The organism is Streptomyces sp. NPDC002574 (genome assembly GCF_042889545.1).
GTDB lineage: Bacteria > Actinomycetota > Actinomycetes > Streptomycetales > Streptomycetaceae > Actinacidiphila.
In genome coordinates, this window is sequence record NZ_JBIARB010000016.1 from 114144 (window position 1) to 137171 (window position 23028).

At 74.4% G+C, this 23028-nt stretch carries 24 protein-coding genes; 15 read left to right on the forward strand and 9 right to left on the reverse strand.

Annotated features, from left to right (window positions below; translation table 11 throughout):
- Positions 1 to 78: 78 nt before the first annotated feature.
- Together ACFYXS_RS33130 and ACFYXS_RS33135 are read right to left on the reverse strand one after the other, a co-directional pair.
- A complete protein-coding gene (locus ACFYXS_RS33130; RefSeq protein WP_389254967.1) occupies positions 79 to 885 on the reverse strand; it encodes an HlyD family efflux transporter periplasmic adaptor subunit in 807 nt (268 codons plus the stop codon).
- Between the two features lie 135 nt (positions 886 to 1020).
- Positions 1021 to 1248 (reverse strand): type A2 lantipeptide, encoded by a 228-nt coding sequence (locus ACFYXS_RS33135; protein WP_389254969.1) that lies wholly within the window; start codon positions 1246 to 1248, stop codon positions 1021 to 1023.
- A 375-nt stretch (positions 1249 to 1623) separates the two neighbouring features.
- Between ACFYXS_RS33135 and ACFYXS_RS33140 the strand changes: the two genes are divergently transcribed.
- From ACFYXS_RS33140 to ACFYXS_RS33155, 4 genes are all read left to right on the forward strand, one after another.
- Positions 1624 to 2493, forward strand: a complete 870-nt coding sequence (locus tag ACFYXS_RS33140) for an alpha/beta fold hydrolase (RefSeq protein ID WP_389254971.1) — start codon at positions 1624 to 1626, stop codon at positions 2491 to 2493.
- Positions 2494 to 2599: 106 nt separating this feature from the next.
- Positions 2600 to 3136: a hypothetical protein gene (locus ACFYXS_RS33145; protein ID WP_389254973.1), complete on the forward strand. Its 537-nt coding sequence runs from the start codon at positions 2600 to 2602 to the stop codon at positions 3134 to 3136.
- A gap of 41 nt (positions 3137 to 3177) precedes the next feature.
- The gene (locus tag ACFYXS_RS33150; RefSeq protein ID WP_389254975.1) at positions 3178 to 4371 is read left to right on the forward strand and encodes a sensor histidine kinase; all 1194 of its coding nucleotides are present in this window, start codon (positions 3178 to 3180) and stop codon (positions 4369 to 4371) included.
- Positions 4364 to 5029, forward strand: coding sequence for a response regulator (locus ACFYXS_RS33155; RefSeq protein ID WP_389254977.1), 666 nt, complete (start codon positions 4364 to 4366; stop codon positions 5027 to 5029). The genes ACFYXS_RS33150 and ACFYXS_RS33155 overlap by 8 nt, the downstream gene beginning before the upstream one ends.
- Before the next feature lie 276 nt (positions 5030 to 5305).
- Here the strand turns inward: ACFYXS_RS33155 and ACFYXS_RS33160 are convergent, their stop codons facing one another.
- Complete coding sequence (locus tag ACFYXS_RS33160; RefSeq protein ID WP_389254979.1) at positions 5306 to 6004, reverse strand: GntR family transcriptional regulator; 699 nt, start codon at positions 6002 to 6004, stop codon at positions 5306 to 5308.
- Positions 6005 to 6113: 109 nt separating this feature from the next.
- Between ACFYXS_RS33160 and ACFYXS_RS33165 the strand changes: the two genes are divergently transcribed.
- From ACFYXS_RS33165 to ACFYXS_RS33180, 4 genes are read left to right on the forward strand one after another with little or no spacing between them, the layout of a single operon-like run.
- Positions 6114 to 6896 carry a putative hydro-lyase gene (locus ACFYXS_RS33165; RefSeq protein ID WP_389254981.1) on the forward strand — a complete coding sequence of 261 codons (783 nt, stop codon included), beginning with the start codon at positions 6114 to 6116 and terminating at the stop codon, positions 6894 to 6896.
- A gap of 39 nt (positions 6897 to 6935) precedes the next feature.
- Positions 6936 to 7700, forward strand: a complete 765-nt coding sequence (locus ACFYXS_RS33170) for a LamB/YcsF family protein (RefSeq protein ID WP_389254983.1) — start codon at positions 6936 to 6938, stop codon at positions 7698 to 7700.
- A complete protein-coding gene (locus ACFYXS_RS33175) occupies positions 7697 to 8329 on the forward strand; it encodes an allophanate hydrolase subunit 1 (RefSeq protein WP_389254985.1) in 633 nt (210 codons plus the stop codon). The genes ACFYXS_RS33170 and ACFYXS_RS33175 overlap by 4 nt, the downstream gene beginning before the upstream one ends.
- On the forward strand, positions 8326 to 9189 hold the full coding sequence (locus ACFYXS_RS33180; protein ID WP_389254987.1) for a biotin-dependent carboxyltransferase family protein: 864 nt from the start codon (positions 8326 to 8328) through the stop codon (positions 9187 to 9189). Before ACFYXS_RS33175 ends, ACFYXS_RS33180 begins: the two co-directional genes overlap by 4 nt.
- On the opposite strand, the gene ACFYXS_RS33185 is transcribed toward ACFYXS_RS33180, so the two are convergent.
- On the reverse strand, positions 9190 to 10842 hold the full coding sequence (locus ACFYXS_RS33185; RefSeq protein WP_389254989.1) for an alpha-keto acid decarboxylase family protein: 1653 nt from the start codon (positions 10840 to 10842) through the stop codon (positions 9190 to 9192).
- Between the two features lie 259 nt (positions 10843 to 11101).
- On the opposite strand from ACFYXS_RS33185, the gene ACFYXS_RS33190 reads away from it, so the two are divergent.
- From ACFYXS_RS33190 to ACFYXS_RS33210, 5 genes are all read left to right on the forward strand, one after another.
- A complete protein-coding gene (locus ACFYXS_RS33190; protein WP_389254991.1) occupies positions 11102 to 11968 on the forward strand; it encodes an oxygenase MpaB family protein in 867 nt (288 codons plus the stop codon).
- Between the two features lie 109 nt (positions 11969 to 12077).
- Entirely contained in the window at positions 12078 to 13982 is a 1905-nt protein-coding gene (locus ACFYXS_RS33195; RefSeq protein WP_389254993.1) for a tetratricopeptide repeat protein, read from the forward strand.
- A gap of 52 nt (positions 13983 to 14034) precedes the next feature.
- Positions 14035 to 14484, forward strand: a complete 450-nt coding sequence (locus ACFYXS_RS33200; protein ID WP_389254995.1) for a hypothetical protein — start codon at positions 14035 to 14037, stop codon at positions 14482 to 14484.
- A gap of 77 nt (positions 14485 to 14561) precedes the next feature.
- Positions 14562 to 15374, forward strand: a complete 813-nt coding sequence (locus ACFYXS_RS33205; protein ID WP_389254997.1) for a universal stress protein — start codon at positions 14562 to 14564, stop codon at positions 15372 to 15374.
- Between the two features lie 30 nt (positions 15375 to 15404).
- Positions 15405 to 16106 (forward strand): alpha/beta fold hydrolase, encoded by a 702-nt coding sequence (locus tag ACFYXS_RS33210; RefSeq protein ID WP_389254999.1) that lies wholly within the window; start codon positions 15405 to 15407, stop codon positions 16104 to 16106.
- On the opposite strand, the gene ACFYXS_RS33215 is transcribed toward ACFYXS_RS33210, so the two are convergent.
- From ACFYXS_RS33215 to ACFYXS_RS33235, 5 genes are all read right to left on the reverse strand, one after another.
- A complete protein-coding gene (locus ACFYXS_RS33215) occupies positions 16072 to 16503 on the reverse strand; it encodes a rhodanese-like domain-containing protein (RefSeq protein WP_389255001.1) in 432 nt (143 codons plus the stop codon). The genes ACFYXS_RS33210 and ACFYXS_RS33215 overlap by 35 nt on opposite strands.
- Positions 16500 to 17072: a cysteine dioxygenase gene (locus ACFYXS_RS33220; protein WP_389255003.1), complete on the reverse strand. Its 573-nt coding sequence runs from the start codon at positions 17070 to 17072 to the stop codon at positions 16500 to 16502. Before ACFYXS_RS33220 ends, ACFYXS_RS33215 begins: the two co-directional genes overlap by 4 nt.
- A gap of 220 nt (positions 17073 to 17292) precedes the next feature.
- Positions 17293 to 17841 (reverse strand): chloramphenicol phosphotransferase CPT, encoded by a 549-nt coding sequence (gene cpt, locus ACFYXS_RS33225; RefSeq protein ID WP_389255005.1) that lies wholly within the window; start codon positions 17839 to 17841, stop codon positions 17293 to 17295.
- Between the two features lie 37 nt (positions 17842 to 17878).
- Entirely contained in the window at positions 17879 to 18544 is a 666-nt protein-coding gene (locus ACFYXS_RS33230; protein ID WP_389255007.1) for a phosphotransferase, read from the reverse strand.
- Positions 18535 to 19056 carry an isochorismatase family protein gene (locus tag ACFYXS_RS33235; protein ID WP_389255009.1) on the reverse strand — a complete coding sequence of 174 codons (522 nt, stop codon included), beginning with the start codon at positions 19054 to 19056 and terminating at the stop codon, positions 18535 to 18537. The genes ACFYXS_RS33230 and ACFYXS_RS33235 overlap by 10 nt, the downstream gene beginning before the upstream one ends.
- Before the next feature lie 362 nt (positions 19057 to 19418).
- On the opposite strand from ACFYXS_RS33235, the gene ACFYXS_RS33240 reads away from it, so the two are divergent.
- Together ACFYXS_RS33240 and ACFYXS_RS33245 are read left to right on the forward strand one after the other, a co-directional pair.
- Positions 19419 to 19658, forward strand: coding sequence for a DUF397 domain-containing protein (locus tag ACFYXS_RS33240; protein WP_319665870.1), 240 nt, complete (start codon positions 19419 to 19421; stop codon positions 19656 to 19658).
- 480 nt (positions 19659 to 20138) lie between these two features.
- On the forward strand, positions 20139 to 23021 hold the full coding sequence (locus tag ACFYXS_RS33245; RefSeq protein WP_389255011.1) for an ATP-binding protein: 2883 nt from the start codon (positions 20139 to 20141) through the stop codon (positions 23019 to 23021).
- The last annotated feature ends 7 nt before the right edge of the window (positions 23022 to 23028 follow it).

Genomic DNA, 23028 nt, shown 5'->3' on the forward strand with positions numbered 1-23028 from the left:
GGCGGGGCTTGCGCGGTTTGGGCCGGGGGCGGGTGTCCCCCCGCCGGTGGCCGACCTGGGGCGGGGGAGCGGTCGCGGTCACGGGAGCAGCCAATCGAGGGGGCGCTGGGCGGCGAGGTGGACGGCGCCGCCGGCCAGGGTCATGGAGTCGAGCGCGTACGGCGGGCCGTCGGAGGACGACCAGGCGTACCCGGACTTCGTACGGCGCGAGGTGTCCAGCCGCACCTGGACCGCGACCGGGCGCCCGCCGCGCGCGAAGGCCTGCGCGAGCTGGCTGTCACCGAGGTAGGCGGTGATCTGCCGGGTCGTCTGCACCGTCCGGCCCACGGCCTGCACATGGCCGCGCAGCACGCCGTAGCGCTGCTGGGAGACGGATTCGACGGTCAGGTCGACGGCGGCGCCGACCGGCACGGTGGAGGCGCCGCCGGCGGGTACGTACAAGGTGGCCGTCAGGGGGTCGCCGGCATGGGCGACGCGCTCCACGGCCGCGACGTCGGTGCCGACCGTGACGACGGTGCCGATGGTGGCCGCCAGCGCGGTCACGCGGCCCGCGGCCACGGCGCGGATCAGGATGTCGCCGTCGGGGGTGTGCACCTTCAGCAGGGGCGCGCCCGCGGCCAGCAGGCCGCCTTCCTCGGCGAACACCCGGGTGACCTGTCCGGCCACCGGACTCTGCAGCACATAACTGCCCTGGCCGTGCGTGAGAATTCCCGGTGCGTCCATTTTCGATGCGACGGAACCGGTGACCGCCCAGAATGCGGCGGCGGCCGCGACGACAATCGTGACGGACATCACGAGCACGCCGCGCGGTTTTGCGAAACGCACCGGGAGATCGAGCTCCTCGGGCGATTGCAGCTTGGTGAGGGCTTTTTGGCGGAACTGCACGGGACTCCTCCCTCGGCCGCATTCCTCGCTATCGGGGGCTATCGAGGACTATCGGGGACCATCGGGACACGCAGCGCGGGCACGGCCGTGGGCCCCGGAAGGGAGGTTGCCGGGGCCCACGGTTGCGGTGCCGTCTCAGAGACCGGCGACGAGGCCGGTGGCCAGGCCGGTGACCGCGCCGGTGTTCAGGCCGGTGAGGCCCTCGACCGTGCCGACGACGCCGGTGACGGTGCTGGTGACCGGGGCGATGGAGTCGACGGTGCCGGTCACGTTGCTGACCAGACCGCCCACCAGGCCGCCGGAGACGTTGTCGAGGTCGGCGTCGGAGATCTCGCGGGTCTCGACCTGCGGGGTGAAGTTCATGATGGTGCTTCCCTTCGTGCTGACAGATATCGAGTGGCGAATCAGGGAGGACCTCCCGCCACCGCTGAGGATCCAAGCACGGGGCCGCGTGGCCCAGCCAATTGACGGAGTGGGTGTTCGAATGGGGTTCGGATTGTCGACTTCACGGGTGTTCCCGAATTCCCACGGCTTGGTGTCAACTTCTTCACGCGCGGGCGATCGGCCGCCGGCGGCGGAACCGGGCACTCCGGATCAAAGGTCGCGTGTGGGAGGGGGGACCGGACGGCCGGTCGGGCGCGTTATGTCGTCGGCGTGTGCGGTGTGCAGATTTACCGGAGGTAATGCACCGGGAGGTAGCGTGGCACCCGGTGATCGACTCCGCACGGGAGGTCTGGCATGCCCTACAGCGCACCGGTGGACGGATTCCGGCTCGCCTACGACCGCTGGGGTGCCGGTGCGCCGGTCGTGCTGCTGCACGGCTGGCCGGGCGACCGCGGTGACTACCACGAGGTGGTCCCCCTGCTGGCGGGCTGCTGCGATGTGATCGTCCCCGACCTGCGGGGTTTCGGCGGCTCGGACAAGCACGCCGCCGATCCCGCGGAGCAGTACGGCACGGCCGCCCAGGCGCGCGGCGTCATCGGGCTGGTCCGCGAACTGGGCCTGGAACGGCCGGTGCTGGCCGGCTACGACATCGGCAGCCGTATCGCGCAGACCGTGGCGCGCGACCATCCGGACGAGGTGCGCGCGCTCGTCGTCACCCCGCCGCTGCCGGGCACCGGGCGGCGCATCCTCGAGCCGGGCGCGCAGCGGGAGTTCTGGTACCAGTGGTTCCACCGGCTGCCGCTCTCCGAGGAGCTGATCGACGGGGACCCGGTGGCCGTGCGTGCCTACCTGCGGTACTTCTGGACGCACTGGTCAGGGCCGTCCTTCACCCCCGACGAGGGCAGACTGCACCGTCTGGTCACCTCCTACGGCCCGCCGGGCGCCTTCACCGCGTCCCTCGCCTGGTACCGGGCGGGCGCGGGGGCGGTGGCGAACGCGCTCACGGAGGAGGCGCCCCCGGCGGAGGAGCGGATCTCCGTGCCGACCACCGTGCTGTGGCCCGAGCTCGACCCGCTCTTCCCCCGTGAATGGTCCGACCGGCTGGCGGAGTTCTTCGCCGACTTCACCCTCGAACCGGTCGACGACGTGGGGCACTTCGCGCCCGTGGAGTACCCGGGACGCTTCGCCGAGGCGATCGGCCGGGCGGTGGCAGCAGAGTCGTAGGTCAGGGGCTCCCGGGGGCGCGGTCGTCCGCCGTACGCCGATCTCCACCCCGGGTTCCACCCCTGGGTCCAGGTGCGGAGAGCCGTGCCGCAGCAGGCTTACGGGCATGACAGCAACCGAGTGGATCACCGACATCGCTCTCATCCTCGTCGTCTTCCGGCAACTGCGGGAAGACCGTCTGCGCCCGGCGTCGTTCCTGGTTCCGCTGGGGATCGTGGCGTTCGTGGCCCACACGTACCTCGACTCGGTCCCCACCGCGGGCAACGACCTGGTGCTGATCGGGTCCCTGATCGGCGTCGGCGCCGCGCTCGGCATCGCCGGTGGTGTGTACACCCGGATCCGGGCCGTCGGCGAGCACCTCCTGATCAAGGCGGGCGCGGTCTCGGCGGTGCTGTGGGTGCTCGGCATGGGTGCGCGCATGGGCTTCCAGATGTGGGTGGAGCACGGCGGCGGCGCGGACGACGTGGCCCGGTTCAGCGCGGTCCACCACATCACCGGCAGCCAGGCCTGGGTGGCCGCGTTCGTGCTCATGGCGCTCACCGAGGTGGTCACCCGGCTGGCCACGATCTTCGTACGGGGGCGGATGGTGAGCCGCACGCGGAAGCCCGTGCCGGTCGCGCCCGCGTTCGACCATGCGGTGTGACGGTGAGGCTGCCCACATTTCCGGTGGGCTATGGTCGGGCCATGCCCGCAGCCAGGACCCCGCAGCCCGGGCCGACCCCGTCTCCGGGGGCCGGCCCACGGCCGGTTCCCCTGCGGGACCACCGGGTGCAGTGGGTCGTCCCGGCCGCGGTCGTCGTCGCCGGGGCACTGACCATCCGGCCGATGGGCCTGAGCGGCCGCGGCCTGGCGGTGCTCGCCCTCTTCGTGGTCAACTGCGCGGCGCTGGGGATCAGGGCCCTTCCCGACACGAAGGTGTCCCAGCGGGCCGCGCTGGTCTGGTTCACGTCCGGCATCGTCGCGGCGGCGGCGCTGATCGGGACCGCCGGCCTCGGAACGGCCTACCTCTTCGCCTTCTTCATCAGCGGTCACCTCGGGTACCGGCTGGAGACCTGGCGGGCGCTGGCCCTCGCGCTGCTCTGCAGCCTGCTGTGCGGTGGCGTCCTGTACCTGCGCCTCGGGCCGGGCCACGAGGTACTGCCCTGGGCCGTGGGTCTCGCCGCCGGTGCCCCGGTGGTGGCCGGGATCCTCAACCGCAGCCACCACCAGGCCGTGCGCGCGGCGCTCGCGGCTGCCGAATCCGCCGAACGCGCCGCCCGGGCCGAGGCGCAGGCCGCCGTGCTGACCGAGCGCGGCCGGATCGCCCGGGACGTGCACGACGTACTGGCGCACTCGCTGGCGGGCATCAACATGCAGCTGGAACTGGCCGACGCGCTGATCGACACCGGGAACCTGGACAAGGTCCGCGAGGCCAACGCCAAGGCGCACGGCATGGTGAAGGACAGCCTGAAGCAGGCGCAGTGGACCGTGCACGCGCTGCGCGAGGACGCCCTGCCGCTGGTCGAGAGCCTGACCGCGATGGTCGAGTCGTCCGGACACCGCGACGCGCTCGGCATCACCGGCACCGTCCGCGAGCTACCGGCGCCGGTGGCGCAGAACCTGCTGCGGATCGCCCAGGAGGCCCTGACCAACGCCGCCCGGCACGCTCCCGGCGGCGAGGTCCGGGTGGAGCTGACGTTCGCCGCTTCGTCGACGGCACTGAGGATCCGCAATCGCGCCGCGACCCGCGCCGTGACCGCGGGCACCGGGGGCGGGATGGGACTGATCGGGATGCGCGAACGTGTCGCCCTGCTGCGGGGAACCATCACCGCGGGTCCGGTCACCGAGGGACCGGACCGGGGCGGCTGGCAGGTGGAGGCGGTGATCCCCGATGAATGAGCGGACCGGGAACCCGGGGCCGTTGCGCGTGGTCGTCGCCGACGACCAGGCCGCCGTCCGCGAACCGCTCGCGGCCGTGCTGGCCCTGTCCGAGGACATCGACGTCGTCGCGGCCGCCGCGAACGGGGCCGAGGTGCTGACCGCGGTCGCCGCCGGGCCGGTCGACGTGGTGCTCATGGACCTGCGCATGCCCGTGATGGACGGGACCGAGGCGACCCGCCGGCTCAGCGAGGAGCACCCGGAGGTGGCCGTGGTCGTCCTGACCACCTTCGCCGACGACGACTCGATCCTGGCCGCGCTGAGCGCCGGGGCCCGGGGCTACCTGACCAAGAACGCCGGGCGGCAGGACATCGTCCGCGCGATCGTGGCGGCCGCCGCGGGGCAGTCCGTGCTCGACCGCGAGGTCCAGGACCGGCTCCTCGCCACCGTGCGCACCAAGCCGCCGGAGCCGGCGCAGCCGCTGCCCGAGGACATCACGCCCCGCGAGCGCGAGGTGCTGACGCTCATCGGCCAGGGGCTGCCGAACCGGGCCATCGCCGAGAAGCTGTTCATCAGCGAGGCCACGGTCAAGACCCACATCAACAACCTCTTCGCCAAGGCGGGGATCCGGGACCGGGCCGACGCCGTGCGTCGGGCGATCTCGGCGGGCCTGGCCTGACCGCTGTCACGCGGAAGCACGGATCCAGGGGCGCGGAAGGGATGCCTGACGGGTGCCGAACGGAAAGTGCATCCTGCCCTCTTGAAGGATCGTTGAACAATCCTTGCATTGGTCGACACGTCCGGTCCGCAGCTCCGCCTGCCACTGTGAGGTCGCCATGACAGCCACCCCGCTCGGTCCCCCGACCGTGAACGACGACGCCGGTCCGCGGCGTCATCGGCTGCGCCGACGCGCTGGTCGCCCTGCCCGGGCTGCCGGAGACCCGCGGCGCGGAGCTCACGTGAGGGCGGCGGTCTCCGAGTAGCGCCGGACGAGCTGCCGCTCCGCGTCGTCCAGGTACGACGCGAGCAGCAGCTCGGCCTTGACCAGATCGGCGGCCCGCAGGGCGGTGAGCAGCTCACGGTTGCGGCCGAGGTAGGGCTCGTGGAACTCGCGTGGATCGTCCATCGCGTGGAAGGCCAGGCGGAGTTCGGCGAGAACACCGGTCATCAGCTCGGTCAGCCGGCGGCTGTGCGCCAGGTCCACCACCGCGTGGTGGAAGTGGATGTCGGCGGTGCCGAGCGCCCGCCAGTCGTCGTCCCCCGCGGCGCGTTCGCCCTCCTCGACGGCGGCGTCCGCCTGCGTCAGGTCGTAGGGCGGGGCGCCGAGGTGGCGGACCACCGAGCACTCGACGAGGCGGCGCACGCGGTAGATGTCCACCACGTCCCGCACGGTCAGGACCCGTACGAAGACACCCCGGTTGAGCTCGTGGACGAGCAGCTTCTCGTGCGTCAGCAACCGGAACGCCTCGCGCAGCGTGTTGCGCGAGACGCCGAGCGCCGTGCCGACGGCGTCCTCGGACAGCTTGGTGCCGGGGGGCAGGAAGCCCTCGGAGATCCGGGCGCGCAGGATGTCCGCGACCCGGTCGGCGGTGCTGGAACGCCCCAGCAGGGCACGGTCGCCGGCCAGGACGGCCGGATCGAGCTCGGCTGCCATGTCACATTCCCTCGTCTCGCTGCTCGCAGGGCCCCAGTCAATCGAAAACCCGGGGACGAGACAACAGGTTCCTTGTCGGATTGTTCAACGAGAATCTAGGGTGGCCACTGTGAAGGAATCCCTTCTGACCCCGCGCGCGGCCCGGACGATGTTCCGGGACGGCACCGCCCGGCCCACCACCGGCTGGTGCTCCGCCTACACGCAGGTCAACCTGATCGCCGTGCCCGCCGACTGGGCCGAGGACGTGGCCCTGTTCTGCCGGCGCAACCCCAAGCCGTGCCCGCTGCTGGACGTCACCGGGCCCGGCGCCCGGAGCACCGCGCTCGCCCCCGGCGCCGACCTGCGCACCGACCTCCCGCGCTACCGCGTCTGGGAGAACGGCGTGCTGGTCGACGAGCCGGGCGATGTCGTCACCCACTGGCGCGACGACATGGTCTCGTTCCTCATCGGCTGCAGCTTCACCTTCGAGAGCGCGTTGCGCGGGGCCGGCGTACCGCTGCGCCATGTCGACCAGGGGCGCAACGTCGCGATGTACCGCACCAACCGCTACTGCCGTCCCGCCGGCCGGCTGTGGGGCCCCGTCGTGGTGTCCATGCGGCCGGTCCCGGCACGGCTCGTCGGCGCCGCGGTCCGGGTCAGCGCCCGGATGCCCGGCGTCCACGGCGGCCCCGTCCACATCGGCAGCCCGGCCGCCCTGGGCATCGCCGACCTCGATCGCCCCGACTACGGCGACCCCGTGCGCGCCGAGCCCGGCGACATCCCCGTCTTCTGGGCCTGCGGCGTGACACCGCAGGCCGCGCTGATGGCCTCGCGCCCGCCGTTCGCCATCACCCACGCGCCGGGGTACATGTTCATCACCGACATACGGGACACCGACCACCAGGTCGCCTGAGACAGCGCCCGTACGGTTGCGAGGAGAGCGGCACCACCCATGACAGACACCGTGATCGACCTCAACGCGGACCTCGGCGAGGGCTTCGGACGCTGGTCCCTGACCGACGACGAGGCCATGCTCTCCGTGGTGACCAGCGCCAACGTCGCCTGCGGATTCCACGCGGGCGACCCGTCCATCATGCGCCGCGTGTGCGACAGCGCGGCGGCCGCCGGCGTGCGGATCGGCGCTCAGGTCTCCTACCGGGACCTGGCCGGTTTCGGGCGCCGGGCGATGGAGGTGCCGCCGGAGGAACTGGCCGACGAGATCAGCTACCAGATCGGCGCGCTGGAGGTGTTCGCCCGCGCCGCCGGCACCGGCGTCGCCTACGTCAAACCGCACGGCGCCCTGTACAACCGCGTGGTCGCCGACCCCGGACAGGCCCTCGCGGTCGCCCGGGGCACCCGGCTCGCCGGCCCCGCCCTCCCGGTGCTGTGCCTGCCCGGCTCCGCCCTGCACCAGGCGGCGGCGGAAGTCGGGCTCCCCACCGTCGCGGAGGCGTTCGCGGACCGCGCCTACACCGCGGAGGGCACCCTCGTAGCGCGCCGCACGCCCGGCGCCGTCATCACCGACCCCGCCCACGTCGTCCGGCAGGCCGTCGCCCTGGCCCGCGACGGCCAGGTGACGGCGATCTCCGGCGAGACCGTCCCGGTCCGCGCCCGGTCCCTGTGCCTGCACGGGGACACCCCCGGCGCCGTCGGCCTCGCCCGCCGGGTCCGGGACGCCCTCGGCGAGGCCGGGCTCTCCCTGGAGGCCTTCGCATGAGGCTCCTCCCGGTCGGCGAGGACGCGCTCCTGCTCGACCTCGACTCCGCCGAGCAGGCCCAGGCCTGGCACGCCGAACTCCTGCGCCGCCGCGACGAGGCCGCCCTCGCGCCGGTCCGCGAGATCGTGCCGGGGGATCGCACCGTGCTGCTGGCCGGTGTCCCCGACCCCCCCGCCGTGCGCTCCGCGTTGCGCGACTGGTCGGTGCCGCCCCTGCCCGCGGGCAGCGGACCCCTGGTGGACCTCGCCGTCCGATACGACGGCGAGGACCTGGACGTGGTCGCCGACGCCTGGGGGGTGTCGCGGGACGAGGTCGTGCGCCTGCACTCCGCCACCGAACACCGCGTCGCCTTCTGCGGGTTCGCGCCCGGCTTCGCCTACATGACGGGCATGGACGAGCGCCACGTCGTCCCCCGGCGGGCCGAGCCCCGTACCGCCGTCCCCGCCGGTTCCGTCGCGCTCGCCGGCCACTACACCGGCATCTACCCGCGGGCGTCGCCCGGCGGCTGGCAGGTGATCGGCACGACGGACGCCCGGCTGTGGGACCTCGACCGGGAGCCCGCGGCCCTGCTCGTACCGGGCACACGGGTGCGCTTCAGGCCCGTGAGCGACGCGGAGGCGGACGCGTGAACCACGGCGCCCTCGACGTCGTCCGCGCCGGAGCCCTCACCACCGTGCAGGACCTCGGGCGGTACGGGCACGCCGCGCTCGGGGTGGCCCGCTCCGGCGCCCTGGACCGGCCCGCGCACCGGCTCGCCAACCGCCTGGCCGGCAACCCCGCAGGGGCGGCCGGCCTGGAGACCACACTCACGGGGGTCGCCGTCCGGGCCGGCCGCGCCCTGACGGCCGTGGTCACCGGCGCCCCCGCGGCCGTCCGCGTGGACGGCCGCCCGGCGGCGTGGGCCGAGCCCGTGCACGTCCCGGCCGGCGCGGTCCTCGACATCGGTCCCGCCGCGAGCGGCGTGCGCAGCTATCTCGCCGTCGCCGGGGGCGTCGCCGTGCCGGAGGTGCTGGGCAGCCGCTCCGCCGACCTGCTGTCGGGGCTGGGTCCGGCACCGCTCCAGGACGGCGACGTGCTGCCGCTCGGCGAGCCCGCCGGCCCGCCCGTCCACACCGATCTGCCGCCCTGGCAGGGCCCACCGGGCGAACTGGTGCTGCCCGTCATGCTCGGACCGCGCGACGACTGGTTCACCCCCGCCGCGCTGCGCACCCTCGTCGCGGGCCACTACGCCGTCTCCCCGCGCAGCAACCGCATCGCGCTGCGGACGACGGGCCCCGCGCTGGAGCGGGCGGTGCGGCGCGAACTGCCCAGCGAGGGCATGGTCGTCGGCGCGGTCCAGGTGCCACCGGACGGCAGGCCCGTGCTGTTCCTCGCCGACTCCCCGACCACCGGTGGTTATCCCGTGATCGGGGTCGTCCCCGAACGCCACCTGGCCGCCGCGGCCCAGGCCGTGCCCGGTCTGCCGGTGCGGTTCACCCTCGTACGCTGATCACGTGGAGTAGAGCGTCCCGATGTTGTCGTGGAGCTGGGTGGCCAGCGGCGGTGCGGCGTAGGTGTCGGTCATGACCTCGATGTAGCAGCCGGTGCCGGCCTTGCCCGCCGCGTCCATGGCCCGGTCGAGCTCGGCGAGGGTGGACACCCGGGCGGTGAACCAGTCGTCGCAGCCCAGGGCCCTCGGCAGCTCGGAGTACCGCCAGCCGGCCAGGTCGTTGTAGGCGACGTCCGGGTTCCTGCAGAGCAGGCGCTCGATCAGATAGCCGTGGTTGTTCAGGACGAACACCACCGGACGCAGGCCGTAGCGTCCGAACTGGCTGATCTCCTGTGCGGTGAGCTGGTGGGAGCCCTCGCCGGTGATCAGCACGACGCGCCGGTCGCCCGCGGCGGCGACGGCCGCGCCGACCGCCGCGGGGGTGGCCCAGCCGATCGAGCCCCACAGCGTCTGGTTCTGGAAGGTGGCCCCCTGGGGCAGCCGGGCGAAGGCCATGCCCATGGAGACGGTTCCGGTCTCCGCGACGAGGATGTCGTCGGGCCGCAGGAAGCTCTCCCACCGGGGGTAGAGGCTCTCCGCGGTGATCGAGTCGTCGCCCTTGCCGCCCGCGGGCCGCATCCGGGTCACCTCGGCCGACGGGCGCGGCCACTGCTTCCGGGGGAGCCTGCGCGTGAGCGCGATCAGGAGGTCCTTCATCTCCACGCTCTGGTAGGTCATGCCGTCGACGCGGACGTGGTGGTGGCAGACGGCGACCGTCCGCCCGGGGTCGAGGTTCGCGGTGAACGCCCCGCTGTTGAAGTCGTTCATCTGCGTGCCGACCAGGACGACCACGTCAGCGTCCTCGACGAAGCGGCGGACGCTCTCGTTCATCAGCTTTCCGTCGTACATGCCCGCGTACGCGGGCTGGTCCTCGTCCAGGACGCCCTTGTCCGCCATCATGGTGGCGAAGGGCAGCCCGGTCGCTTCCAGGAACCGCTGGAGTTCCTGGCCGAGGCCGGTGCGGACGGTGAGGATGCCGGGCAGGACGCAGGCGCTGCCGGCCCCCCCGAGCATGTCGGCGATGGCGTCGACGGCGGCGTCCACCTGCGCGGGGTCGCTGGCCGGCGCGTTGAGCGGCCGGGCCGTGCCGACCACGGGCATCTCCGCGAGGTCGGCGGGGAAGGCCATGTAGACCGGGCGGCGGTGGTAGAGCGCCGCCGCGATCAGGCGCTCGGTCTCGGCCGCGACGTTCTGCGGCGTCATGACGGCGCTCGCGCACACCACCGCCGCGGACATCTTCTCGAAGAGGTCGAACTCCCCGTTCCCCAGGGTGTGGTGGACGATCGAGTGGTGCGCCTGCACGGGCATCCTGGGCATCCCGACCAGGTGGAACAACGGGAGGTGCTCGGTGTAGGCGCCGGCGATCCCGTTGATCGCGCTGAGCTCGCCGACCCCGTAGGTGGTGCAGACGGCGCCGATGCCGCGAACCCGGGCGTAACCGTCCGCGGCGTAGGCGGCGTTGAGCTCGTTGCAGCTGCCGATCCACTCGATGTCCGGGTGCTGGGCGATGGCGTCGTTGACAGGGAACGCGTAGTCGCCGGGGACGCCGAAGACGTGACGCACGCCGATGTCGCGCAGCCGGTTCAGGACGTGCTGGATCACGGTGGTGGACATGGTGGGGTCTCTTTCCTTCTGGCGCCGCCGCCCCAGGACGGTGGCGGCACGGCGGAACGGCACGGAGCGTCACGCCCACGTGACACAAAGGACACACCTCGCCTTATTCTCCCGGCCCCGGCAGGACCCGCAACCGAGACGACGGCGCGGGGCCGCGGTGTCGTCCCTCCTACCCGCGTGTCCACGCCGCCCGGTGCGGGAGCGCGCCGATCGGACCCCGCGGTCCTATGCTGGGCCCATCCGGAAGGGGGAGAGCGCCATGCGCGACACGGACCCCGGGCTCTTCGGGCCCGCCTCGGTCACCTGGCAGATGCACGGGGACCCCATGATGTGGGTCGCCGGAGTCAGGGCGCTGTATCTGCAGGCACTGCACCCCCGGGCCGTACGGGGCGTCACGCAGAACTCCGACTTCCGCACGGACGCCTGGGGCCGGCTGCTGCGGACGGCGGACTTCGTCGGCACCATCACGTACGGGACGACCCTGGAGGCCGAGCGGGCCGGCGCGCGGGTGCGCGGCATCCACCGCAGGCTCAGCGCACAGGACCCGGCCGGCGGGGCGCGGTTCGGGGTCGACGACGCCGAACTCCTGCTGTGGGTGCACTGCGCGGAGATCGACTCCTATCTGTCCGTCGCCCGCGGCTCCGGCTACCGGCTGAGCGACGCGCAGGCCGACGCCTATGTCGACGAACAGCGCGAGGCCGCGCGCCTGGTGGGCCTGGACCCGGCGGGCGTGCCGTCCGACACCGCGGAGCTGGCGGCGTACTTCGAGAAGATCCGGCCCGAACTGGCCCTCACGCCCGAGGCCCTGGAGGTCCACGCCTTCCTGCGCAGGCCGCCCGTGCCGACCGCGCTGCTGCCGGTACGCGAGGCGGTGTGGGCGCAGGCCGCCGCCCTGGCATATGCCGCGCTGCCGCCCTTCGCCCACGAACTGTACGGACGCCCCGCCCCGTCGGTGCCCGTCACGCTGCGGCGGCTGCGCGCCACCGGGCGCGTCCTGCGGGCGGTCCCGTCGTACCTGCGCTGGCAGTTGCCGCCCGGCCACATCCTGAAGGCGGTGGGCCGGCTGGGCCCGGGGACGCATCCGTCGGCCTACCGGCTGCGTGAACGGGCACGCTCCGGGCTCTGACCGTGCTCCGCCCATGGGCGACGTGCCCCTCGGGGATATGCCCTTCGGCTGCCCCCACGGCCATACTGGGGGAGGGGAGAACCGGGGAACGACGGGGGCGGCGCGCGGCATGAAGGCGGTACACGAGGGCGACACCTTGCTGCAGGGACGGTACCGGCTGCTGGAACGCATCGGCCGGGGCGGCATGGGCGAGGTCTGGCGGGCCGAGGACGAGGCGCTGGGGCGGGAGGTCGCCGTCAAGTGCCTGAAGCAGCTCAGCCCGACGATGGACCCGTCGATGGGCCGGGTCCTGCAGGAGCGGTTCCGGCGCGAGGCCCGGGTCGCCGCGGCGCTGCCGCACCGGGGGATCACCGTCGTGCACGACTTCGGCGAGTACGAGGGCGTGCTCTTCCTCGTCATGGAACTGCTGGAGGGGCGGGACCTGCGGCGACTGCTGGAGGACAACGGCGGTGAGCCGCTGCCCGTGGCTGACGTCACCGACATCGCCGCGCAGATCACGGACGCCCTCGCCTACACGCACGCGCGCGGCATCGTGCACCGCGACCTGAAGCCCGCCAACGTCGTGCGGCTCACCGACGGCGCCGTCAAGATCTGCGACTTCGGCATCGCCCGGCTCGGCCACGACATCGGCTTCACCTCCCGGCTGACCGGGACCGGCGTCGCCATGGGCACCCCGCACTACATGTCGCCGGAGCAGATCGGCGCCGACGAGGCGATCGACCACCGCAGCGACCTGTACTCGCTCGGCTGTGTGCTCTACGAACTGGCCACCGGCGCCCCGCCGTTCGACTTCGACGACGCCTGGGCCGTCCTCGTCGGCCACCGCGACACCGCGCCCGTGCCGCCGCGTGAGCACCGCGGGGACATCCCGGCCGGGCTGGACCGCCTCATCCTCGACCTGCTCGCCAAGGAGCCCGCGCACCGCCCGCAGAGCGCGGCCGACGTCGCCGCGCGACTGGCGCCGCTGCGGGTCGTCGCCGCGCCCGACCCCGACGCCGCCCCGGCGGCCCGGGGGGACCTGCCTCCGTGGGCGCGGCGGGCCAGGTTGCAGCCGGGGCCGCGCGGCCTGCGGGCAGCGGAGGCCCTGCCGCCGGCGAGCGCCGCCGATGCGCTGCGCACGTACGAGGACGTCGCCGCAGCGCGCGCCGGCCGTCTCGGCCCGGACCACCCCGACACGCTGGCCGCGCTCCAGGAGGCGGCGTACACCCTCGGTCGGCTGGGCCGCCACACCGAGGCGCACGCGGCGTACGCCACCGTGCTGGCCGCCCGCGAACGCCGGCAGGGCGCCGACCACCCCGACACGCTGCACTGCCGGCACAACCTCGCCGTGACGCTGGGCCGCCTGGGCCGTACCGCCGACGCCCACACGCTGGCGGCCGAGGTGGCCGTCTCCCGCGCCCGGGTCCTGGGCCCGGACCACCCTGACACGCTGACCACCTGCGGCGAGACGGCGCGGCTGCTCGACCTGCTGGGCCGCTGGTCCGAGGCCCGCCTGGAGTACGACCGGATCGCGGCCACGCGGGCCCGCGCGCTCGGCCCGGAGCATCCCGAGACCCTGGCCGCGCGGCACGAACTGGGCGCCTGCCTCGGCCGCATGGGCATGTACGCCGAGGCGTGCGCGCTCTACGCCGATCTCGCCGAGGTCCGCGCCCGGGTCAGTGGTCCCGAGCACCCCGAGACCCTCCGCGCCCGGCACGGCCTCGGCGTCAACCTGGGCCGCCTCGGGCGCTGGCAGGACGCGCTGACCGAGGCCCGCGCGGTCGCGGAGGCCCGCGGACGCGCGCTGGGCGCCGACCACCGGGACACCCTCGTCAGCCGCCGCGAGGTCGCCGTCGCGCTCGGCTGGCTCGGGCAGTGGGACGAGGCGCTGACCCTGCACGGCGAGGTGGCGACGGCGCGCGAACGCGCCTTGGGCGCGGACCACCCCGACACGCAGGCCAGCCGCGCCGACGAGGCCCAGTGCCGGGAGCGCCTCGGCCGCCCCGCGGGAGCAGCGGCCGGCCACGGCATCTGATGCCACGTCAGATATGTTGTCCGTTGCGCACGTCGGCCTGCCGCGGTGACAGGTGAACGCGTCGAGATCGCGCGGCCTCCCCTCCGGGGATCGGGCCTGCCCGCTGCACGGACCCGGGCTGCCCGCCGCGGCCCTCGTCGGCAGGCGGCTGGAGAGCGTGGTCACCTCCTGGCACCGATCCGAGACGGCGGCTCCCAGCGGCCCCCTGGACGTGTGGCTGATCGACGCCACCGGGGCGTCCGTGCACCTCACCACCGGTTCCGAATGGTGCCTGATCGTGGCCGAAGGGCGGCCGCACACGGGGTACGACCTGGGCCCGGACGGCCGGCTCGCGGTCGTGCCGCTCGCGGACGGGACGCCGTTCGCGGCCCACCTCGGGCAGCGCGTGACGGCGGTCGGCGAGGAGTACGAGGAGCACACGGGGCGCGTCGCGGTCGAGATCGCGTTCGCCACCGGGCGGGTGCGGTGCGACAGCCGGGCGGGGGAGCTGCGGGTGACCTGACCGGGCCTCGCCGGGGCGCCCCGCGCGGCGGGGGCGCCTACTGTGGGGGTGGTGGTGGGTGGAGGGAGGCACGTCCGATGGTCCGACCCGTGACCGTGGGCCTGGACAGGTCGCCGGAGAGCCGTGCGGCGGTGCGCTGGGCGGCGTGCGAGGCGGTGCGGCGGAACGTGCCGCTGCGCGTGGTGCACGCGGGCGGCCACCCGTACGGGGACGCGATGCTGCGCGAGGCCGCGGAGGAGCTGGCGTCCACCCATTCCGGGCTGACGGTGACCACGGACGGGGCGGACGCCCCGCCGGCGGAGCTGCTGGTGGCGGAGGCCGGACGGAGCGAGCTGCTGGTGCTGGGCTCGCAGGGACTGAGCGGGCTGTCGGGCTACGTCGTGGGTTCGGTCGGCCAGGCCACGCTGGCGCGGGCGACGCGCCCGGTCGTGGTCGTCCGCGAGGGCGACTGCGCGCCCGAGGTGCGGGACCCCCGGCCGGTGGTGCTGGGCCTGGCCCTGCGGCAGGGCGCCGCCGATGTGACCGCCTTCGCCGTGGAGGCCGCGCAGCGCGGCGGAACGCCCCTGCGGGCGGTCCACACCTGGTCGTACCCGCCGACCTACCGGTACGCCCCCGCGGCGATGGACCCGGCCTGCGGCGCCGAGATCGGGGCGGGCGAGAAGCACGCCGTCGCGGCCGCGCTGGACCCCTGGCGGGAGAAGGCGCCGGGCGTGGAGATCACGCAGGAGGTCGTCGCGGGCAACGCCGCGCAGGCACTCGTGCACGCCGCGGCCGGCGCGTGCCTGCTCGTCATCGGCCGCCACACCCACCTGCCCGCCTGCCTCGGGCCGACCGCGCACGCCGTCCTGCACCACGCGCCCTGCCCGGTGGCCGTGGTCCCGTACGAGTGACCCCCGCGGCGGCGGGGTAGCGTCGGGCGCGTGGACGATCTTTCGACGACATACGCGCACGGCATCCGGCTGGCCTACCGCACGTGGGGTGATCCCGGCGCCCCGCCCCTGGTCCTGCTGCACGGGCGCGGGTCGGACGGCGCGGACTGGGCGCCGGTCGTCCCCGCGCTGGCGCGCACGCACCGGGTGTACGCGCCCGATCTGCGGGGGCACGGTGCGAGCGAGTGGCCGGGGGAGTACGCCTTCGAGGCCATGCGCGACGACGTCGTGGGCTTCCTCGACGCGCTCGGCCTGGGACCGGTGGCGCTGGCCGGGCACTCCATGGGCGCGGTCGTGGCGTACCTGCTGGCCGCCGCCCGTCCGGAGCGGCTGACCGCGCTCGTCCTGGAGGAGCCCGTGCCGCCGGACCCCGCGGTGCCGCCGCGGGCGGTGCCCACCGGACCGGAGGGCGGGGAGACGTTCGACTGGCGGGTCGTCGCGGCCGTCAACCGGTGGATCAACGCCCCCGATCCCGGCTGGTGGGACCTGCTGGGCCGGATCACCTGCCCTGCTCTCGTGATCGCCGGCGGCCCGGCCAGCCACGTCTCCCAGGACGGGATCGAGCGGATCGCCACCCGCATCCCGGGCGCGCGACTGGTCGTGACCGGGGCCGGGCACTTGGTCCACGAGGACGACCCGGAGCGCTTCCTCGCGGAGGTCAGCTCGTTCCTGCCGGGTCCTCGCCGCCCCTGACCGGCAGCCCCGCGGCCCGCCAGGCCTGGAAGCCGCCTTCGAGGTCGGTGGCGCGCGGCAGCCCGATGTCGTGGAGGGAGGCGGCCGCGAGGCTGGAGGTGTAGCCCTCGGAGCAGGCGACGATCCAGCGCACCGCGTGCCCGGTCGCCTCGGGGATGCGCGCGTCGCTGAGCGGGTCGAGCCGCCACTCCAGCACATTGCGCTCGATGACCAGCGCGCCGGCGAACTCGCCCTCCCGTGCCCGCTGCGCGGCAGGCCGGATGTCGACGAGCAGCGCCTCGCCCGCGGCGAGTTCGGCCGCCGCTTCGTGGGGGCCGATCCTGCGCAGCCGTTCCCGGGCGCGGGCGAGCATCCGGTCGATGCCGGACGGGACGGGGGCGGCGGCGGGCCCGGTCATCGGACGACCTCCCGGAGGACGGTGGACGGGGACGGGGGCAGCGGCGCGGGGGAGGCCGGTACGGCCGCCGGTTCCGGGGCGTCGGTCAGCACCGTGCGCGTACGGCGCAGCGAGCCGCTGTCGTCGACCGCGTAGTAGGCCATCGCGGTCAGCGGCGGCGAGTAGGCGTGCACGCTCACCGCCGGCGCGGTGGAGGCGTTGACGACGTCGTGCACATGTCCGAGAGGAAAGCCGGCGCCGCGCCCCGCCGCCAGTTCGCGACCGGTGATCCGGCCCTGGCCCTCGCGGTCGTACGTCCAGCGGTGCTCGGTGAGGACGCCGCTGACCACGGTGAGCGCGCCGAGCGACCCCGCGTGGTCGTGGAGTTCGGTGGAGGTGTCGCGCGGCCAGGTGATCAGCCAGACGTCGACGTAGGGGTCCTGGTGCAGTCGCGTGTACCAGCGGCCCTCCGCCAGGTGGACGGGCTGGTGCGTGCCGTTCTCGACGGCTTCCGCGTAGCCGCGCACCAGGGCGCGCAACTGGGGGAGAACGAGCGGGGTGGGGCCGCCCGCCCTGTCGTGCAGGGCCATGGGAATCGCTCCGGAGCAGTGGTCGCTCGACGCCCCGGACACAGAGGGGAGCCGTCGCGAGGGTCGGTCGGGACGAGGCGGACGTCAGCCCCGGCGACAGCTCTGGTCGAAGTGATGCGCACGACGACCGGGCCACAGCGGCCCCAGGTTCCAGATGTTCGTGCGCATGAGCCCATGAAACCACAGGACGTGCCCGGCGTCGCGCCCCGGATCGCACTCGTCACACGGGCGAAACACGAGCGGCGATCGTCCGCGCACAGTCCATGGACTCCGTGTCTGTCGTGTCCACTTCGAGGTCGTAGATCACGCGGCGGTGCACCAGGCCGGCCTGCGCGACCGCCATGCCCGGCACGCGGTCGCCGCGCGCGGTCTCGCGCCCCGCGGCGACCCCGGGATCGCAACGCACCCCGACCCACAGGACGTCCAGCCCGTCCAGCGCCCGCCGCCAGCGGTCCTGCGATGCCGCGCCACCGAGGAACACCTCGTCCACGATCACCCGGGCCCCCGAACGCGCCATCTCCCCGATGCCCCGGGCCCACGCCTCGTCCAGCGCCCGGAACCCCGCTCCGACCGTGACCTCGCCGTCCGCGCCGAACGCGATGCCGAGTCCGGAGTCCGAGGCGCGCATCGCGGCCGGCATTCCCTCGATCAGGGTGTCGACGCCGAACGTGAGCCACGTGTCCGGGAGCAGCAGCGCCTGGAGGCAGCGCGCGATGCCGGACTTGCCGGAACTGGAGCCGCCGTTGAGAACGATCACGCGGGGAGCCATCGTGCAAGGCTAGGCGCCCGCTGCCGCGGCACGCGACTCAATTGCCGTCCGGCACCCAGCGGGAGAAGCGGCGCAGCCGTTCCGCCTCCTGCGGCAGCAGGTTGGGATCGGTGAGCCGGGCGGCGATCGCCTCGGCCAGGCGCGGGGCCGGGTCCACGGCGCAGTCCTTGAGGAATCCGCGCAGCAGGACCCGGACCCCCGCGCGCTGCATCCCGCCGAGCACCACCCCGCGCAGTACGGCCACGGTCAGCGCGGCGTCGGCGGCCGGATCGCCGGCCGCGGCGGTGCGCCAGTCGATGAGCACCGGTCCGCCGGGGGCGAGGACCACGTTCTCGGGGTGCAGGTCCAGGTGCAGGACGCGGTCGGCGCCGTCGCGGCCGGTGGGGAAGCGCCGCGGCAGCCAGCCGGGGGCCGGGACGCGGTGCAGCGCGGCCTGCAGGCGGCCCAGCGTGCGCCCGTGCGCATGCGCGAGCCAGGGGCGGTGCCCGAGGTCCTGCGCCATGGTGCGGCCGGTGAGCCGGTCCATGACCATGTCGGTGCCGGTCACGTCGTGGACGCGCGGCACGGGGAGGCCCCGCGCGCCGAGATACGCCATGAGGCGGGCCTCCTCGTGCACCGGGCCGCCGTCCCGGTAGCGGCGCAGCACACGGGAGTCGTCCAGGGCGAAGACGTCGGCGTCCCGGCCGCGGCCGATCAGTTCCACAGCGCGGCGGCGAGCCCGGCGGCCGTGGCGACCTTCCCGAAGCGCGGGAGGTCCTGGGCGACGGCGGCGCTGTGCTCCTCGGCGGTCAGAGCGGCCATCGCGTCCTCGGCGAAGTGGAGTTCGTAGTCGTGATCGGCTGCGGCCCGCGCGGTGGACTCCACGCCCATGTTGGTCGCGATGCCGCACAGCACCAGGGTGTCGATGCCCTGGCCGCGCAGCAGTTCGTCCAGGCCGGTGCGGTGGAACGCCCCGACCGTGCGCTTGACGACCACGGTGTCGCCGTCCTCGGCGAGTCCGGCCACCAGGTCGCTGCCGGGCGGCTGCTCGTCGACCCCGGGGCGCTCGACCCGTACGAGGAAGACCGGCGCCCCCGCCTTGCGGAACGCCGTGGCGAGCGCCGAGGACGCGGCGACGACCTCCTGCCCGGAGTGCGGGGCCAACGGCAGGCCCACGATGCGGTCCATCAGGTCGATCACGACAAGTGCCGTGCGCTGCGGGTCGAGACGCGTCATGGACACACCCTAGGCACCCGCGCCGCGACACGCCCCGGTGAAGTGGAAATCGGCGGCCGGAGGCACGTATTCCGTGGTGACGGGCGCAGAACCGCTCCTCGTGGACCCGGACGACGGCCGCGCCCCGGGTGTCTCGCGGCGCTCCTCCCGACGGCGCGCGGACGGGCCGTACGCCCATCTGCGCGCGCGGGGCACGGCGCCCGCCCCGGCGCACCGGGTGGAGGGCGGTCCGATCCGGCCACCCCGGAGGGTGACGCGGGCATGAACCCGTACCGGGGCCGGGCAGGTTCTCCCATGACCTGTCCGGGCCCCGGCACCCTCGCTAGGCTGGCCCGGACGACGCAGTCGGGAGGAGCACGGACGTGGCCGAGAGCACGATCGGATCGCCGCTGGCGGGCGGAACGAAGCCGCAGCTGGATCTGGCGAACGCCGAGTGGCAGTCGAGCAGCCAGGGGACGGGCGATGTCCAGATCGCCTTCGTCGAGGGCTACATCGCGATGAGGGACGGCCGCAACCCCGAGGGGCCCTCCCTGGTCTTCACGCCCGCGGAGTGGCGCGCCTTCGTCCTCGGCGCCCGCGACGGCGAGTTCGACCTGACGTAGCGGGCCGCCCCCGCGTCATCCGGGCGGGTGCGGCGCGCGTCGCGCGGTCGCCCGCCCCCCCGGGGCCCTGCGGCCCCTGAGAGCGGACGCCCCCGGGCCGGCGGGCCGCCGGCCCGGGCGCCCCCGGCCCGGTCGTCCGGGCCGCCCTGATCATTCTTGACGGTCCGTCATGTCAACGCTACGCTCACAACGTGGCGCTCCTTCTGAACTGCCGCCATGCGCCGCACTGTTGAGTGCGGCGTGGTGTGTCCCGCCCGTGCGCCCGCTCCGACGGAACGTTCCGGCCGCTCATCCGCACGATGCCGAACGAAGTCGATCAGGGCACGGACGATAGCGAACAGGCGACACCAGTTCGCATGTATCCACTCACCCAGCGTCCCCATGGGCGTACGCTGAGACGTCACCGGACAGGCGTCCGGACGTCTGCGGCGCGCTCCGGCGCGCGCCGGGTCAGGGCCATCAGGGCCAGGGGGTGCACACATGACACAGCGCACGCCGAAGTCCCGGCGGCCACTGCTGGAACGCGAAGCGGAACTGGTCGCCGTCGACGAGGCGTTGGCCGAACTCACCGGCATCAGGTCCGACGAGGCCCAGCAGCACGCCGGCCCGCGCCGCGGCGGCCTGCTCGCCGTCGCCGCCCCGGCCGGACTGGGCAAGACGACCCTGCTCACCGAGACCCGCCGCCGGGCCTCCGCGCTCGGCTGCACCGTGCTCTTCGCGCGCGGCGGCGACCAGGAGCAGGGCGTCGCCTTCCATGTCGCCCGCCAGTTGCTGCAGCCCCAGCTCGCCGGTGCCGGTGAGGCGGAACTCCGCAACACGCTGGGCAGTTGGTACGGCATCGTCGGCCCCGCGCTCGGCCTGTGCAGCGCCGAGGGCGGCGCGCCCCCGGACCCCCAGGGCATCGGCGACGGCCTCGACTGGGTCCTCACCCACATCGCCGTGCGACGCTCCCCCGTGGTGCTCGTCCTCGACGACGCCCACTGGGCCGACCCCGAGTCCCTGCGCTGGCTGTCCTCCTTCGCGCCCCGCGCCGAGGAACTGCCCATGCTCGTCGTCGTCGCCTACCGGCCCGACGAACTGCCCGCCACCGCCGAGGCGTTCAGGGGGCTGCCCGACCGCTCCGGGAGCCGTCCGCTCGGCCTGGAGCCGCTGAGTGCCGCGGCCATCGGGCAGTTGGTCCGCGCCACGGTCGGCGACCACGCCGACGACGCCTTCTGCCGCGAGTGCTGGGCCGTCACCGCGGGCAACCCCTTCGAGGCCGTGGAACTCACCGCCAAGGTCGTCGACCGGCGGCTGAACCCCGAGGAGTCCAGCGCCCACCTGCTGCGCGACCTGGCGGCCGCCGCCAAGGGCAGCGGGCTCATCGCCCGGCTGGAACGGCTCGGCGCCTCCACCGTGCGGATGGCCTGGGCCGCCGCCGTGCTGGGCACCTCCATCTCCCCGGCGATCGCCGCCAGTGTGGCGGGCCTGGGCGGCGAGGAGGCCGCCGACGCGGCGGACCGGCTGCGCAAGGCCCGCATCCTCACCGGCAGCGACATCCTGGAGTTCGTCCACCCGCTGATCGCCACCGCCGTCTACCGGGCGATCCCCGACGCGATCCGCGTCGCCCTGCACGGCCAGGCCGCCTGGTCGGTCGTCGACGCGGGCCTCGGGCCCTCCGTCGCGGCCCGGCACCTGCTGGAGACCCACCCCGAGGGCGACCCCTGGGTCGTCGGGCAGCTGCGCCAGGCCGCCCGCGACACCACCCGTGCCGGCGCCCCGGACGCGGCCCGCCGCTACCTGGCCCGCGCCCTGCGCGAACCCCCCGCCTACGACGACCGGGCCGCGGTCCTCTTCGAACTCGGCTGCTCCTCACTGCTGAGCGAGCCCGCCACCACTGTCAACCACCTCCGCGCGGCACTGGAGGAGCCCATCGCGGACGCCGGGCTGCGCGACGCGATCATCTACCGGCTCTCCCAGGCCCTCGCCCACTCCGACCGGCTGGGCGAGGCCGCCGACACCGTGGGCCAGGCAGCCCGCACGGCGAGCAACGCCCGTACCCGCCTGCGCATGCAGGAAGAGCAGTTCATGTGGGACGCCTTCCGCAGCGACGAGCAGGACTCGCCCGCCCGTTCCCGCCGGCTGGCCCGCCTCGCCGACCGGCTCACCGGCCGCGACCTCACCGAGCGGTACATCATCGGCCTGCGCGCCTGGGACGCCACCTTGCGCGGCGAGCCCGCCGAGACCGCTCTGGCCCACTCCGACCGCGCCCTGACCGGCAGCCTGCCCTGGGCCAACGAGGACTTCGGATTCGAGGTCCCCGTCCTCGTCGCCATGACCTACATGTACGCCGACCGGCCGGGCCGGGCGGAGGAGCTGTTCGCCATCGGCATCGGCGACTACGAGCGCCAGGGCTGGCGCGGCGCCCACCTCGCCTTCGGCTACTCCCTGCTCGGCTACGTCCGCTACCGCCGCGGCCGCCTCGCCGAGGCCGAGGACTTCGCCCGCGACGGCCTGCGCCTGGCGGACCGCGTCGGCCGGGGTACCCCGGTGCTCTGGTACAGCGTCGCCATCCTCATCACGATCCTGGTGGCCCGCGGCCGGGTGACGGAGGCCACCGCACTCGCGGAGGAGTACGAGTTCGGGGAGCCCTTCCCCGCGGCCGTCACCTTCCCCGACGCCCAGACCGTCTACGGCGAGCTGCTGCTCGCCCGCGGCCTGGTCAAGGACGCCATCACCCAGCTGAGCACCGTCGGCCGGCGCCTCGACCCGCGCGGCATGCGCAACCCCGCGTGGAGCCCGTGGCAACTCCACCTCGCGCTCGCCGAGGCCCAGGACACCCCCGACCGGGCCCGCGCCACCGCCGCGGAAGCCGTCGAACGCGCCCGCCAGTACGGCACCGCCTCCGCCATCGGCCAGGCACTTCGGGTCGCCGCCGAGGTCGCCCCCGAGCCCGAACGGCTCAAGCTGCTCCAAGAGGCGGTCAGCCATCTGGAGCGTTCGCCCGCCGGCTACGAACTGGCCCGGGCCCTGGTCGACCACGGCGCCGCCCTGCGCCGCGAGGCCCACCTCCAGGAAGCGGCCGAGCAGCTCTACCGCGGGCTGGAGACCGCCGTCCACTGCGGCGCCGACGTCCTCGCCGAGCGCGCCCGTGACGAACTGGCCGCCGCCGGACTGCGACCGCGCCGGCTGCGCGCCACCGAGACCGACACGCTCACCGCGCAGGAACGGGCGGCCGCCGCCCACGCCGCCCAAGGCATGGACGAGGCCGCCGTCGCGGCCGCGCTCGGCGTCGACGGCGACACCGTCACCCGCCTGCTCTCCGCGGTCTACCGCAAGATCGGCACCGACCGGGCGGGGCTGCCGCGAGCCCTGTCCGTGTAGGACTGCG